Source organism: Streptomyces sp. NPDC004561 (assembly GCF_053602155.1).
Genome location: NZ_JBSGDB010000049.1, coordinates 18,558 through 31,343, shown reverse-complemented (window position 1 = coordinate 31,343; position 12,786 = coordinate 18,558). Strand labels below are relative to the sequence as shown.

Here is a 12,786-nt window from a genome sequence, read left to right as displayed (position 1 = left end):
CGCCCACCACCCCGTATACCTCCGCGCACGCCGCCGCATCCGCTGGATGGCCGCCGCTTGTGCCCTCACCGTCGCCGCAGTCGCGACCGGCATCCGGCGACCGCCGCGGCGACGGTCGCGCGCAGCGCGTCCGGGGCGGGCAGCCCCGGCTCGGGCCGCCAGCCGCCGCGCGGCGGCAGCACTCCGGCCCACGGCGGTCCGGTGACCGCGGCCGGTACGGCGGCGGTGGCCGCCCGCTCGTCGACGGACTCCAGGAACTCGCCCGCGGAGACGGTCGCGTCGAGGGTGACGTCCAGCCCGTTCTCGTACGGCTTCGCCAGCCGCACCGCGCGCACGGCCAGCACCTCGAAGGACGGCGGCCGCCCGAAGACGGCCAGCGCGGTGCCGGCCGCCTGCAGGCGCACCGCCGCTCCACGGTCGTAGTGGAGCAGCCGGGAGAGGAAGGCGGCGAGGTCTGCCGCCTCCGTCTCGTCGGCGAGGTGCAGCACCGTCATGCCGCGACGGCCTTCCCGTCCTCGTCCGCGCCCGCCTCGTCCGCGTACCCCTGCAGGAACTCGCGCTCCTGCGCGGTGATCCGCCGCGGCCGCCCGGCCTCGAAGTCGAACGGGACGACCACGGTCGCGGCCTGCACGTAGACCGTGTCCTCGTCCTTCACCTCGTAGCGGACGGTGAAGGACGCGGCCTTGATCTCCGTGATCCACAGCTCGACGTCCACGGGCGAGGGTCGGTGGACGAGCTGGCGCCGGTAGTCGATCTCATGGCGTGCCACCACGGACCCGTCCTTCGACTCCTTGCCCCGGCGGGACATGAAGTCGATACGGGCCTCTTCCAGATAGCGCAGGAAGATCGCGTTGTTGACATGGCCGTACGCGTCCATGTCCGACCAGCGCAACGGGCAGCGGTAGAGGTGACGCAAGATCGATCAGCCCCGCGTCAGCTTCTTGTAGGTGGCGCGGTGCGGACGGGCCGCGTCCGGACCGAGCCGCTCGATCTTGTTCTTCTCGTACGACTCGAAGTTGCCCTCGAACCAGAACCACTTCGACTCACCCTCGTACGCCAGGATGTGCGTGGCGACGCGGTCGAGGAACCACCGGTCGTGGGAGACGACCACGGCGCAGCCGGGGAACTCCAGCAGCGCGTTCTCCAGGCTGCTGAGGGTCTCGACGTCGAGGTCGTTGGTGGGCTCGTCGAGGAGCAGCAGGTTGCCGCCCTGCTTCAGGGTCAGCGCCAGGTTCAGGCGGTTGCGCTCACCGCCGGACAGGACACCGGCCGGCTTCTGCTGGTCCGGTCCCTTGAACCCGAAGGCGGAGACGTAGGCGCGGGACGGCATCTCGACCTGGCCGACGTTGATGTAGTCGAGGCCGTCGGAGACGACCTCCCACAGCGTCTTCTTCGGGTCGAGGTTCTCGCGGCTCTGGTCGACGTAGGAGATCTTGACGGTCTCGCCGACCTTGATGTCGCCGGAGTCCGGCGTCTCCAGCCCCTGGATCATCTTGAACAGGGTGGTCTTGCCGGCGCCGTTCGGGCCGATGACGCCCACGATGCCGTTGCGCGGCAGCGTGAAGGACAGGCCGTCCACCAGGACCTTCTCCCCGAAGGCCTTGTTGAGCTTGTCGACCTCGACGACGACGCTGCCCAGCCGCGGGCCCGGCGGGATCTGGATCTCCTCGAAGTCCAGCTTCCGCATCTTGTCGGCCTCGGCGGCCATCTCCTCGTACCGGGCGAGACGCGCCTTGGACTTGGCCTGACGCCCCTTGGCGTTGGACCGCACCCACTCCAGCTCTTCCTTGAGCCGCTTCTGCCGCTTGGCGTCCTTCTGGCCCTCGACCTTGAGACGGGTGGCCTTGGTCTCCAGGTACTTGGAGTAGTTGCCCTCGTAGCCGTGCAGGCGGCCGCGGTCGACCTCGCAGATCCAGCCGGCCACGTTGTCCAGGAAGTACCGGTCGTGGGTCACGGCCACGACGGTGCCCGGGTACTTGGCCAGGTGCTGCTCCAGCCAGTTCACCGACTCGGCGTCGAGGTGGTTGGTGGGCTCGTCGAGGAGCAGCAGGTCGGGCGCCTCCAGCAGCAGCTTGCAGAGCGCGACGCGGCGCTTCTCGCCACCGGAGAGATTGGTGACGGGCCAGTCGCCGGGCGGGCAGCCCAGGGCGTCCATGGCCTGCTCCAGCTGGGCGTCGAGGTCCCAGGCGTTCGCGTGGTCCAGCTCCTCCTGGAGCTTGCCCATCTCGTCGAGCAGCGCGTCGGAGTAGTCGGTCGCCATCAGCTCGGCGATCTCGTTGAACCGGTCGAGCTTGCCCTTGACCTCGGCGACACCGTCCTGGACGTTCTCCAGGACGGTCTTCTCCTCGTTCAGCGGCGGCTCCTGGAGCAGGATGCCCACGCTGTAGCCCGGCGACAGGAACGCGTCACCGTTGGACGGCTGCTCGAGACCGGCCATGATCTTCAGCACGGTCGACTTACCGGCACCGTTCGGGCCGACGACACCGATCTTCGCTCCCGGCAGGAAGCTCAGGGTGACGTCGTCGAGGATCACCTTGTCGCCGTGCGCTTTGCGCGCCTTGCGCATGGTGTAAATGAACTCAGCCAAGAGAAACCGTCCGGCAGCTTGAAATCTGGCAGTGGGCAGATACACCCCATCTTGCCTGAACGCCAGGCTTGGGTGTTAACCCGTTTGATCCGGGGGCTGTGACCTGGTGTTTCTTGCTCGGCTCCTTTGCCTCACCTGTCGCCGTTGGTCGTCATCGATCGGCCTCGGGCACCCTCGCACGGCCCAGAGACGGCCCGGCGCGCGGCACCGATCGAGCACCGATACCCCGAAGGCGTGGGCTCTCCGCCGGTGGTCGGCTAGCGGTTGATCGGGATCTCGTACACGATCTCGCAGTGCGCGGCGGGCACCACGATGTCCGCCGTCTCCACGGGCCGCCCCTGGTCGCTGTAATACGTCCGCCGGATGTGCGTGACGAGCGCGGCCTTCTGGATGCCGAGTATCGACGCCTCCGCGGCGGTCGCCTGCCTCGGCTCGGGCTGTTCCACGGCGTGGCTGACGGTGACGCCGATCGCGGCCATGCGGTTCACGACACCCGCCCCCGCGTGCGGCCCTCCCTCGGGGAGGACGACGAGAGTGCCGGCGGTGAGGTCGTACGGCTCCCAGCTCGTGGACAGCTGCACCGGCCGACCGTCGGCCAGGAACTCATACGTCGTCCGGACGCACAGGTCACCCTCGGCGATGCCAAGCCGCACTGCGATGTCCGCCGGCGCCGGAACCTTGGCATCGGTCCGACTCTCCCAATCACCTTGTCTGCCCACGGCCTTCATATCCGCACGGAACGGTGATCCACTCGGCTGCTCCCGGGCCGACGACCGGACGACCCGGACCCGCTTCCGGGGCTCGGCGACGTACGTGCCCGACCCGGCGCGGCCTTCCAACACACCCTGGGAGATCAGCAGCTCCTGCGCGCGGCGGACGACGTTCTCACCCACGCCGCACTCCTGGCCGATCTGAGCACGAGAGGGCAGACGGTCCCCCGGCTCCCATACGTGCTCCGCGATCCGCCGCCTGAGTTCGTCGGCGATACGGAGATAGGGCGGCTGCTCAGGCATATGGAAAATCTAGTCCACTAGCTCTAATCTAGTTAACTAGCTTCACTGAAAGTGATCGCCAGCTGACGGAGGCTGCCCTGTGCCCGCTTCGGGAGTTAGCGCGGCAGCCATCGCTGCCCGGCTGTCGGCCGTCGGGCTCTCCGCACGCGTGGAGGAGCACGACCGGTACGCGTCGGTCGAAGCGGAAGTGCCTGACTCGCTCTCCGCCGATTTATGGCGGGAGGTCCTGGAAGCGGTGGCGGAAGCCGATCGGTTCGGTCTCGTCGCCACCGGCCTGAACGGCCGCACCCTCTGGGCGGTCGTACGCAAAGCGGTCCCCACAACGGGCGATGTCGGGGGACCTGCCATCAGCGATAGGAGCTGAGTAGCGTGCTCAACCGTATCCGCCGTGCCATCTCGCTCACCAGAGCGCGGTGCGCCCCCAAGGGCAGGCATCGCCGCCCCTTAGCGCCCTTCCGGCCGCCGGCCACAACCGCCTTTCCTGCGTCCGCTGACGCGTCGACGGTCATCCTGGGCCGGGCTTCCGACAGGGCGAACCACCGACACCCGATCAGGGGTGAGGAAAACGCGCTCGTCCGCCCATACGTGCTGGCCTGGGAAGAGCGAGCACGGCCGCATGTGTTGGTAGTCGCTTCCCACCTGCCCGCTGAAGCCTGGTCATGCCTCGCGGGGGTCCGCTGATGTCTCCTCGCCAACAGCCCCATATCGCCGATGCCTCGGCCGTCCCCTACCGGTCGACTGCCTGCCGTATCGGCACACACCTTGCCTGCACGGAGTCCTCCCCAACCTCCGCACCGATCGACCTACCGGTCGTCTACGAGACGTGCGCCTGCCCGTGTCACTCGGCGTCCCACCACTCCACGCCCGTGGAGGTGGAGCAGTGAGCGGCTGGGCACACGGCGGCGCGTTGGCGTCCAACGTCGAGATCACCGCGGCCACCGTGCAACGTGGGGATGTCATCCAACTCGGCGGCAGGGCATGCCGGGTGAGCGACCTCTTCCAACTCCCGCAGGGGGCCAAGCAACTCCTCTTCGAGTCGGGCGAGCTGCTGACCATACACACGCGTACTCGGCTCGCTGCTGTTCGCGTGCTGAGAAGGCGGTGACCCGGTCCGTGTCTCCACGCCATCACGACATCGCCGACGATCTCCGGCAGCAGATCACGACCGGTCGCATGAAGCCGGGCGAACGTCTTCTGTCCGAGGCCGACCTCGCCGACCGCTACAAGGTCAGCACGGTGACACTGCGGCGAGCCCTCGCGGTCCTCCAGGGCGAAGGCCTCGTCGAGAAGATCCACGGCAAGGGGAACTTTGTTCGTCGCCCACCACGCAAGATCGTGTACGTCGGCGGATGGGGGACGCTGGACCCGTGGACCGCTGCGGAAGCGGCGCGGCGTGTCACCGTGCGCACCACCACGGTTCCGGCAGACAGCCATCTGACGACATTGCTCAAGGTGCCGACGGGCAGTCCTCTCACCGAGTTCTTCTGCGTCAGCCACGAGGGTGAGTCAGCGCGCGGACTGGCCCGCATCTACATCCCGCACGACCTGGTCCCGGCTGGAGTGCTGGACGGCGAACCCTCCTGGCAGGAGACCGCCCTACGCCTCGCGGTTCTGGGCTCACCGCCGGCAACCGTTCGAGAGACGGTATGCGCCCGCCCACCAACTCCGGACGAAGCGTCGACCCTCCGGACCGGCTCCTCCACGGCAGTCCTCGCGATCAAGCGCGTCGCGACCGACGCCGCCGGGCGAGTCGTCGAGGCCGCCCTTCTGGCGTTCCCAGGAGATCGCGTCGACGCGGTCTTCACCACCCACCACGTGACCGATGAGAGGCAGACGCAAGGATGACGGCACCGAATGAGCTACGACTCCTCCCGTGGTCGGGGCCGGAAGGCAAGCCCTGCTACCTGAACACCGACGACAAGGCTGGCTACATGTCCCGCCTGGCGGACAACATCGAAGCGGTACAACTGGGAACGGCTGCGGAGCTGTTGGAGCATGCCTCGAACACCCTCGACGACCACGACCCGGGCCCGGAGGACCTGCGACGGTTGGTCAAGGAACTGACCGGGGCATTGCGAGACGTGCTCCGCGTTGCAACTAGCCGGGGTCACCTTCTGGCAGTGAGCGACTCTCATCGCCCCTGAAGGGGCTGGCGCGTTTGACGGCTACAGCCCGCTCAGTGCGGCCTAACTTGCCGGTCTATTAATCGGTCCTCCCGCCGACCAGCAGTACAGAAGAAGCCCACGGCTCTCAACAGCTCAGATGCCGTGGGCTTCTGTCGTTGTCGGTCGACCTCGGGTGACCTCGTACGGCCCAGGGACGGCCCAGCCTTTGCCGCACTGGACTGGCGGCCGGCCCACTCGATGGGCCCGTCTGAACCTCAGCCGACGACAGTGAGCCACGACAGTGCGTGCGCCGACCGAACACGCACGCGTATGCCTCGCTGCACCCCCACCGCGCTCGGCCGCGCTGCCAGTCCGTCGACCGGAGCAAGCCACGACGGCCGCCCCGTGACGACGATGCCTGAGCCCTCAGCTTGGGAAGCTGAGGTGATCTGAGGATCGCTGCGGGCCTGACCTGGGACGGGGGACGCTGGCGCCTGATGAGCAGGTCTGTTGTTTCCCCCCTGTTGCCGGTGGTTCCCCGCACGATCTGGCACGCGGCTGGCACACCCGCCGCGGCTGTAAGCAACCATCGGTGAGCGCTTGTGGCCTGCGGCACCGTCAAGGTCGCCTGTGCGAGCCACGTCCTTATCCGACCAGGGCTGCCTCAGCGTCCGTGACCGTGTCGTACAGACGCAGGACTTGGTCAACACCGGTCATCTGAAGCAACTGGCGCAGAAACGACGGCAGGCATGCAAAGACCAACGTCGCTCCCACCCGCTCCGCGTGCCGACGCGCAGCCAGAAGGACGTTCAACCCCGCTGAATCGCAGAACTGCACACCGGACAGGTCCAGCACGATGCATTGAGCACCGGAGCCCACCAGTTCCAAAATCTGCGGCGTGATGATCGGGTCGGTCAGATGATCCATCTCGCTGGGCACCCGCGCCACCAGGCAGGGGTTAGTGCGGACTGTTTCCACTATGGGATCAGCAGTCACGACCCACCACCTGTCACGAGCAAGGCCCAATTGCGGATGCGGGCGCTGTCGTCGTGTCCATGCCGAGTGGCGGGCCCGCGGGAACGAGCCTACCCCTGCCGCCCCAAGCGGCGGCAGGGGCTACATAACCCACGGCTCCGGCTCCGAACCGGTGGGAGCGTCGGTGGGACCTGAGCAGGGCACCTGTCCGCATCGCCGCTGCGGTCCGAGTGCCGCGCCTTCAGCACCTCACACGCATCCGTCATCCACGTATTGCGCCCATGTGAGGGTGCGGCCGCCGACCTGGATGTCACTGAGCTCGATCGAATCTCACCGCTTGTAATAATGCTCCTCGTGCAACCGCTGCCGGTTCCGATCCCCGCCCACCTCATCCCGGTCGCCACCGGCACCGGCGCGTTCCACGACGCGTACCGGAACGCCATGGCGAACGGGGCCGTGTTCGTCGCCATCGAATGCGAAGGAAACCGGTGGACCGTGAAGGCGGACACGCTCACTGCCGGCTCCGGCCACGCAGTCCCCGCCGCAGCCAACGAGGAAATCCGGGCCGCGATCACCCGCCTCGTGGAAAGGCACGAGGTCGACTGGGGCCCTTACACGGGACCCATCTACTTCATGATGCATGGGGTTCAGACCGAAGAACGAGCCCGAGAACTCGCCGCCGCGCTTCACGCCGCCCTGTACGGAAACCTGGAACCGCTGACCCGGGCCATCCCTCCCACCGTCTGACCGCAAGTAGGTGCATTGCGACCTCGGGCTGAGCTGCGACACCCGCTTTAGGAGTTCGATCCGAGGACCGAACACCGGGCGTAGTCCAGCGGGACGGTGCTTGCGACTGCCCGCTTGGGCCCGCTGTCTGCGGTCGTTGATGTCAGCGCTGGATGTAACCGGCCCTGTGTGAGGCTCCCACGGTGGCCCATCATGGCGCTTGACGGTCTATGGAGATGCCCAGGTCCAACCGTCTTGGCTGTGATAGTTGTTCAGCTCCTCCACCAGTCTGATCTCGCGTGGGTCCGACTCCCTGCGGCGCGCCGCATCCAGCATCCTCCACACGACGGGGTTCACCGCCGTAGCCGCGTCAGTTGTGGCTGGCGACGCGAGCAGGATCAGCGCCTCGAAGAGAGCAGAACGCTTCTGCTCGGCCTTGTTCATCGCGGAGAGGAACTGCTCTCGGTCGTCGGAGCTATCCGGTGCTTGGTAGGCACGCTTCGCCAGGTCGGCTATCTCTTTGACGCACGTGGCGTACTCGATGTAGGTATCAAGCTTGCGCTCGTCCCAGCGGGTGGCCAGCGCGCGACGGTGGCGGACCCGTTCCGCTGCTGCTGTCGACAGGTACGACGTGAGGGCACCGATGAGTACGCCGAGAACCGTCAATATCTGACTGATCATGAGGTTGACCGTAACCACTCACGCTGATCAAGGGACCCGACTCGAGCGTCTGAGGTCTCATGGGCTCGTGAGTCGGCTTCCGTCAGGAACCACGCTGATCCCGCTGCCACCCCGGAGCCCTCAGCTTGGGGAAGCTCGGGTTCCTTGGCGATGGTTCCTGATCTGACCTGCGGCGGAGTAGTGGTGGAGTCCTGGTCGCACTCGGGGTAAGTCCCCGCTGTTCCCCGTGGTTCCCCGCAGAATCTGGCACGCGAATGGCACGGTCCCTTTGCCTCGAACGTCCCTTGGCGGAACTGGGCCTGGGAGTGTCTGAGTCTCAGCCGACGACAGTCAGCCACGACGGCGGGTGCGCCGACCGACCACGCACGCGTATGCCTCGCCGCACCCCCACCGGCCTCAGCGACGCTGCCATGCCTCGACCAGAGTGAGCCGCGCCGGCGGAAGCGTGGTTGTGAGACCTTGGGTGATGACCGCTTCGTCCCGAAGCAACTTGGTTTGGGGCTGTGCCTCGGATTGTTGCACCCTTCACCTGCGCGGATGGTCCGCAGGCGTCCGCACGCGTCCGCCGTTGTACGTCGGCGTTGTCACGCAGTTAGACACTCAGGGCTGCCGTGCCCGCCGACATACTCGTGACGGTGGCTACCGTGGTTCGTACGCGGTTGTTACCTGGATCGCTCCCAGCAACTGAGAGCCACACGTCTTCGCTCCGGCCATGAGAGTCCCGGGGTAGAAGCCCCGCGTGGCGCCGGACGGGTAGTCGACGGTGATCTCCATCTTGCGGGTGGTGTTGCCGGGAAGGTTGCCGAGGACAGCATCACCGCCAACCCATTGCGCGGTAGACGCCTTGGTCGCGGGGTACCAGATCATGATCAAGTGATGCCATGACCCGCCGTTGAACTTCCACCAGACGGTTGGCGCCGCGCCCTTGCGGTTGCTGGGCGCCGCCATCTCGTAGTCGAAGAACACTCCCGACAGCGGTGCCGACTTGGCGTTACGCACGGTGGTGTAGGTGACCAGGTTCTGCCCGGCCTTCGTGGAGATCGGTTCACCGGACCCGTTGCCCGAACCGGTGATCTCGCCGAAGGAACAGGTCGGCTTGGCGCTGGCGGACGTTGTGGGCGCGGCTTGAGCTGTGCCAGGCAGCATGGCCAGAACGCTCATGCCCGTCGCAACGGCCGCGACTCCCCACTTGAAGAGTCTCATGAATCCCCTCCTCCTCGCGCCGTGCCATCACGAGCGCGAGCAGAGCTTACGATCAATCGGTGTCGCGCCGGGAGGCAGAGGGCCCGTTGCCCTCGCTCAGCCACTGTCGGTCGATGTCGTGGGCTCGCCGTGGCACGCAGTCGTTGGGCTTGACCAGGTAACGGCTCGGCAATGCTTCCACGGATCCATCACATGACTGCCATGCTTTGTTCACTCGTCTACGAGTTGGGGGGCAGCATGGCTAGGCGGAAAGGCGTGAGCACGTCGATCAACCTGGGCGGTGGCGTGCGGGTCCGACTCGGCACCAAGTCGTCGAACATCAGCATGGGCGGCAAGAACGGCCGAGTGACCTTGAACAGCAAGGGCCGGAGAACGACGACGCTTCGGGCCGGCGGGGTGTCCGTAACGTCATCGAGCAGTCCTGCCAAGCGGAAGCCAGGTAAGAAGCAGGCTGCAGTATCGCGTCAATCCACGACGGCCACAGGAGCGCGACTCGGCACCCTGGTGGCGCCGCGGCGGTCCATCGCGAACGGCTGGGTGGCCTGCGATGCGAGAGCTGTTGTGGTGCACCGAGCGGGCCGGGACGACGTTCGCATCCCCGTCGCTCAGATCACGCAAGCGTGGCTAGAGGGTAAGAACCTGGCTCTCATGGCACAGGGCTACGACCCGCTGTACTTGCGATTGACGACACTTCTCACCTCTTGGGACATGCGCTTCGTTGAGGCGGTGGCCAAGGCAGCTGGACTGGGCCCGAGCTAAGCCCCCTCAGCAGGTTTGTGACACCCGCTTTAGAAGTTCGATCTACCCCCGGGCTGGCCGGGGCTCGCCTCGTGAACCGGTGCCATACGCGGCTGCTGTGTGCTGCCGCCGTCCGGGGTCGTTGATGTCAACGTTGGATGTCAGCGGAACAGGTCGGGCATCGGGCAGGCCTCCAACGGCTCCTCGGGCCGGTCGGCCCAGCGCCACCAGACATGCCGACCGGTACACCTCCAGAGTTTCCGGCAGGTCCGCCGGCCATCGTCCTCCCGCCCGACCAGGACGTAGCCGCCGAACTTCATGGGCTGGCTGCACTCGGGACAGGCTGGGGCATCGTCGGTCATGCCGCGCACCTTAACGGAGTGACTGCTTCGTCCCGAAGTAACTGAGGTGGGCGCTCTACCTTGGGCCTGGGGACCTCTCACCTGTGACGGTAGTCCACAGGCGTGCGCGGTTGTCCTCCGCTGTTCGTGGGCGTTGTCACGCAGTAGTTAGACACTCACCCACCCAGGAAACAGTGTCGTAGGAGTCGACTAGGTTGCACGGATGACTGCCATGGATCCGCTCGTACCGGCACTTACCGGTCTGCTCGTCGACGTCGTGTGGTGGCTGGACAGTTGCGGGGATGAGGAAGTAGACCCCGACTCAGCGGTGAAGATGATGGAGAGCGTCGGCTGGGTGCTACTGCAACAGCCCTTGGACCGACGCGAACGACTGTTTCAGGTGTTCGCGGACTTGGCCCAAGCAGAGCAAGATCCTGCACGGCGCGAGTTCTTGGAGTCATTCCCCTTCGCCATCGGCATGGTCGAGGAGCAAGAGAGCTGAGCGCGAGGCTGGCCGGTAGGCGCAGGTCCGAGCGCCATTCCGCGGCCCCTGGACTGCCCGGGAGGGCGCTTGTGCGCGAGCACCGCTTTAGGAGCGAGGTTGGGCAGATGTTCGGGTGACCAGCGGCTTTGCCGTCTTGGGCGTGTCTGGTGCTGATTGCCGAGCCGTACTGCGGTTCCCCGTGAGTCCCCGCCTGTTCTGGCACGAGAGTGGCACGGCCCGGGGACCGTGCCACCGCCCCTCGATGCGAACTACGGGCAGTTCGGTCGTTGAGGTCTCTCCCCGAGGTCAACCGCGCCTCTCGGGTTGGATCCGGTCGGCTGAGGTCGACACGGTTGCTGTACTTCCGTGCTGTACAGCCGATCCCGCTGAGCGCTGGCGCGGGTAACCCCAAAGTCGCAGGACCACCCCCAAGAGCGCCCGAGCAAGCAGACCCGCTCCGACACTCGCGACGCACTCGGGCACCAACCACGGCCAAGCGTCGGAGAAGTGACGCAAGGCGGCAATAGATAGAAACGCGACAAAGGCGCCCGAAGCTGTCAGTCAGAATTCGCGAGAGTTGCTCACACGCTGGTTGCACAGGACCGCACCTGGGTGATCAATGCCCGCGTCCGAACCCTAAGCCTGGGAATCTACGTCGACGACACCACGAACCGTCTCTGGCAGGCGGTTTCACGGAGATCTCCCTGTAACTCCCCGTCTCTGACTGCACCTGCGGGCACGCTCCGGGAACGGGGCGGCAGGCAGGGGGACCAAGAATCGGTCGTTGTTGTGAGAAGCTATTTTTGGCCTTCGGTGGGGTTGACGTTGGTGCTGCCGTTTGTCGACGGCGGGGACAACGGCCCATGCCCCGGCCTCAGGCCATGCTTTGTGGCGGGAAGGTTGTTGAAGTAGTGCTCCAGCGAGCCCCCGGGGTTAGTGCCCGTGATGCTGTTGGCGCCGGGCTTGGATATAACTCCAGGATTCACTGGACAGAGCTTCTTGGCCCTTTCGTCCTGGAACCCCTTCAGGTAGCTGTCTATTATTTCCTCCTTAGCCCTGGCCGCCTCTGCCTCCCCCTTCATCTTCGCCAACTTCACGGCCTCGTCAATCGCCTTCTGAGGAATACGCGGGCCTTGGTTGCAATCCTGACCGTCGGAACGACCAGCCTGGTCACCCAGTTGTTCATTCAGCGATGACCCAAAAGGCCCTGGCGGCTCCGGCCCTTGCGACGGGGCCACTGCTATTGGTTGCGCCAAGGCAGGGCCAGCTATCGCCAGAACTGTGACGGTGCCACCCGCGAGCGTACTAATTGCTATCACGGCAGTCGCAGTAAGTCCGGCCGCCCGCTTCGCCTCTCGGCAGCGAATTCTATTGCTGGACATTTAAGTTTCCGCCTCAATCGATTTTCTGATCCTCTCCTCTTCCCTTGTATGCCTACGCACTCAATCCCACAAGGGCCGAACGGCCTAGGAGCGTAGTCCGGCCGGGCAGACGTGCAGCCAGGATTCTTACCCGGGGGCTCGTTCTGGTGTCTGCCCTTTGTCATGCCTACCAGGCCAACTGGTCGAGCTTCTAGTGATATGCGTTCCGGATTTCCTCCGGCGCATGGTCTCCTCCCTCCGCCACCTCAACCCACCGCTCCCGTCCCGTACGCCGTCGACCCACACACCGTGGAGCGGGCGTGGTTCAGGGCGTCAAGGTGGAGCGCGCCACTGTACGAACGACCTTGACGCCCTGGGCCGCGTCTGCTCGGCTCTGCCTGGGTCGACGGGGGACGGGACGGGAGCTCCCCGCTCACGCCACGATGTGCCCGCGGCCGGGAACGGCGCCCCCTCCATCCCGGTGCCGGCCGATCCCCCCGCCGGAGGCATCGTCTGTGACCGGTGGCCGTGCTCGTCGGGTGCTCGACTCATGGTCTCCGGCCCCATCCACA

The 12,786-nt window shown here is 66.2% G+C and carries 15 protein-coding genes and 1 pseudogene; 7 read left to right on the top strand and 9 right to left on the bottom strand.

Annotated elements, in window-relative coordinates; translation table 11 throughout:
* Positions 1-80 precede the first annotated feature (80 nt).
* From ACWEN3_RS09810 to ACWEN3_RS09795, 4 genes and pseudogenes are all read right to left on the bottom strand, one after another.
* Positions 81-494, bottom strand: a pseudogene (locus tag ACWEN3_RS09810) (hypothetical protein); the annotation flags it as partial.
* Positions 491-916 (bottom strand): acyl-CoA thioesterase, encoded by a 426-nt coding sequence (locus tag ACWEN3_RS09805; RefSeq protein WP_452967913.1) that lies wholly within the window; start codon positions 914-916, stop codon positions 491-493. The gene ACWEN3_RS09805 and the pseudogene ACWEN3_RS09810, both read right to left, overlap by 4 nt.
* Before the next feature lie 6 nt (positions 917-922).
* A complete protein-coding gene (gene ettA, locus ACWEN3_RS09800) occupies positions 923-2,587 on the bottom strand; it encodes an energy-dependent translational throttle protein EttA (RefSeq protein ID WP_452967911.1) in 1,665 nt (554 codons plus the stop codon).
* Between the two features lie 257 nt (positions 2,588-2,844).
* Complete coding sequence (locus tag ACWEN3_RS09795) at positions 2,845-3,600, bottom strand: GntR family transcriptional regulator (RefSeq protein WP_452967909.1); 756 nt, start codon at positions 3,598-3,600, stop codon at positions 2,845-2,847.
* A gap of 79 nt (positions 3,601-3,679) precedes the next feature.
* Here ACWEN3_RS09795 and ACWEN3_RS09790 point away from each other — a divergent pair, with 79 nt between their 5' ends.
* From ACWEN3_RS09790 to ACWEN3_RS09775, 4 genes are all read left to right on the top strand, one after another.
* Positions 3,680-3,964 carry a hypothetical protein gene (locus ACWEN3_RS09790; protein WP_452967906.1) on the top strand — a complete coding sequence of 95 codons (285 nt, stop codon included), beginning with the start codon at positions 3,680-3,682 and terminating at the stop codon, positions 3,962-3,964.
* 516 nt (positions 3,965-4,480) lie between these two features.
* Positions 4,481-4,705 (top strand): hypothetical protein, encoded by a 225-nt coding sequence (locus tag ACWEN3_RS09785; protein ID WP_452967904.1) that lies wholly within the window; start codon positions 4,481-4,483, stop codon positions 4,703-4,705.
* The gene (locus tag ACWEN3_RS09780; RefSeq protein ID WP_452967902.1) at positions 4,702-5,445 is read left to right on the top strand and encodes a GntR family transcriptional regulator; all 744 of its coding nucleotides are present in this window, start codon (positions 4,702-4,704) and stop codon (positions 5,443-5,445) included. The genes ACWEN3_RS09785 and ACWEN3_RS09780 overlap by 4 nt, the downstream gene beginning before the upstream one ends.
* Positions 5,442-5,744: a hypothetical protein gene (locus ACWEN3_RS09775; protein WP_452967899.1), complete on the top strand. Its 303-nt coding sequence runs from the start codon at positions 5,442-5,444 to the stop codon at positions 5,742-5,744. The genes ACWEN3_RS09780 and ACWEN3_RS09775 overlap by 4 nt, the downstream gene beginning before the upstream one ends.
* A gap of 606 nt (positions 5,745-6,350) precedes the next feature.
* Here ACWEN3_RS09775 and ACWEN3_RS09770 read toward each other — a convergent pair.
* On the bottom strand, positions 6,351-6,701 hold the full coding sequence (locus ACWEN3_RS09770; protein WP_452967896.1) for an STAS domain-containing protein: 351 nt from the start codon (positions 6,699-6,701) through the stop codon (positions 6,351-6,353).
* A gap of 333 nt (positions 6,702-7,034) precedes the next feature.
* On the opposite strand from ACWEN3_RS09770, the gene ACWEN3_RS09765 reads away from it, so the two are divergent.
* Positions 7,035-7,427, top strand: a complete 393-nt coding sequence (locus tag ACWEN3_RS09765; protein ID WP_452967894.1) for a hypothetical protein — start codon at positions 7,035-7,037, stop codon at positions 7,425-7,427.
* Positions 7,428-7,634: 207 nt separating this feature from the next.
* Here the strand turns inward: ACWEN3_RS09765 and ACWEN3_RS09760 are convergent, their stop codons facing one another.
* Positions 7,635-8,087, bottom strand: a complete 453-nt coding sequence (locus tag ACWEN3_RS09760) for a hypothetical protein (protein WP_452967892.1) — start codon at positions 8,085-8,087, stop codon at positions 7,635-7,637.
* A 639-nt stretch (positions 8,088-8,726) separates the two neighbouring features.
* A complete protein-coding gene (locus ACWEN3_RS09755; protein ID WP_452967889.1) occupies positions 8,727-9,290 on the bottom strand; it encodes a hypothetical protein in 564 nt (187 codons plus the stop codon).
* 255 nt (positions 9,291-9,545) lie between these two features.
* Between ACWEN3_RS09755 and ACWEN3_RS09750 the strand changes: the two genes are divergently transcribed.
* Positions 9,546-10,049 (top strand): DUF4236 domain-containing protein, encoded by a 504-nt coding sequence (locus ACWEN3_RS09750; RefSeq protein ID WP_452967888.1) that lies wholly within the window; start codon positions 9,546-9,548, stop codon positions 10,047-10,049.
* Between the two features lie 140 nt (positions 10,050-10,189).
* On the opposite strand, the gene ACWEN3_RS09745 is transcribed toward ACWEN3_RS09750, so the two are convergent.
* Positions 10,190-10,390, bottom strand: a complete 201-nt coding sequence (locus tag ACWEN3_RS09745) for a dehydrogenase (RefSeq protein ID WP_452967886.1) — start codon at positions 10,388-10,390, stop codon at positions 10,190-10,192.
* 211 nt (positions 10,391-10,601) lie between these two features.
* On the opposite strand from ACWEN3_RS09745, the gene ACWEN3_RS09740 reads away from it, so the two are divergent.
* A complete protein-coding gene (locus ACWEN3_RS09740; RefSeq protein ID WP_452967883.1) occupies positions 10,602-10,871 on the top strand; it encodes a hypothetical protein in 270 nt (89 codons plus the stop codon).
* 779 nt (positions 10,872-11,650) lie between these two features.
* On the opposite strand, the gene ACWEN3_RS09735 is transcribed toward ACWEN3_RS09740, so the two are convergent.
* Positions 11,651-11,950, bottom strand: coding sequence for a hypothetical protein (locus ACWEN3_RS09735; RefSeq protein WP_452967880.1), 300 nt, complete (start codon positions 11,948-11,950; stop codon positions 11,651-11,653).
* Positions 11,951-12,786: the final 836 nt, after the last annotated feature.

Excerpts from the sequence above, each read along its gene's own strand:
- ACWEN3_RS09795 (WP_452967909.1), bottom strand. The coding sequence starts at position 3,600 with ATGCCTGAGCAGCCGCCCTATCTCCGTATCGCCGACGAACTCAGGCGG.
- ACWEN3_RS09775 (WP_452967899.1), top strand. The coding sequence starts at position 5,442 with ATGACGGCACCGAATGAGCTACGACTCCTCCCGTGGTCGGGGCCGGAA.
- ACWEN3_RS09760 (WP_452967892.1), bottom strand. The coding sequence starts at position 8,087 with ATGATCAGTCAGATATTGACGGTTCTCGGCGTACTCATCGGTGCCCTC.
- ACWEN3_RS09755 (WP_452967889.1), bottom strand. The coding sequence starts at position 9,290 with ATGAGACTCTTCAAGTGGGGAGTCGCGGCCGTTGCGACGGGCATGAGC.
- ACWEN3_RS09745 (WP_452967886.1), bottom strand. The coding sequence starts at position 10,390 with ATGACCGACGATGCCCCAGCCTGTCCCGAGTGCAGCCAGCCCATGAAG.
- ACWEN3_RS09740 (WP_452967883.1), top strand. The coding sequence starts at position 10,602 with ATGGATCCGCTCGTACCGGCACTTACCGGTCTGCTCGTCGACGTCGTG.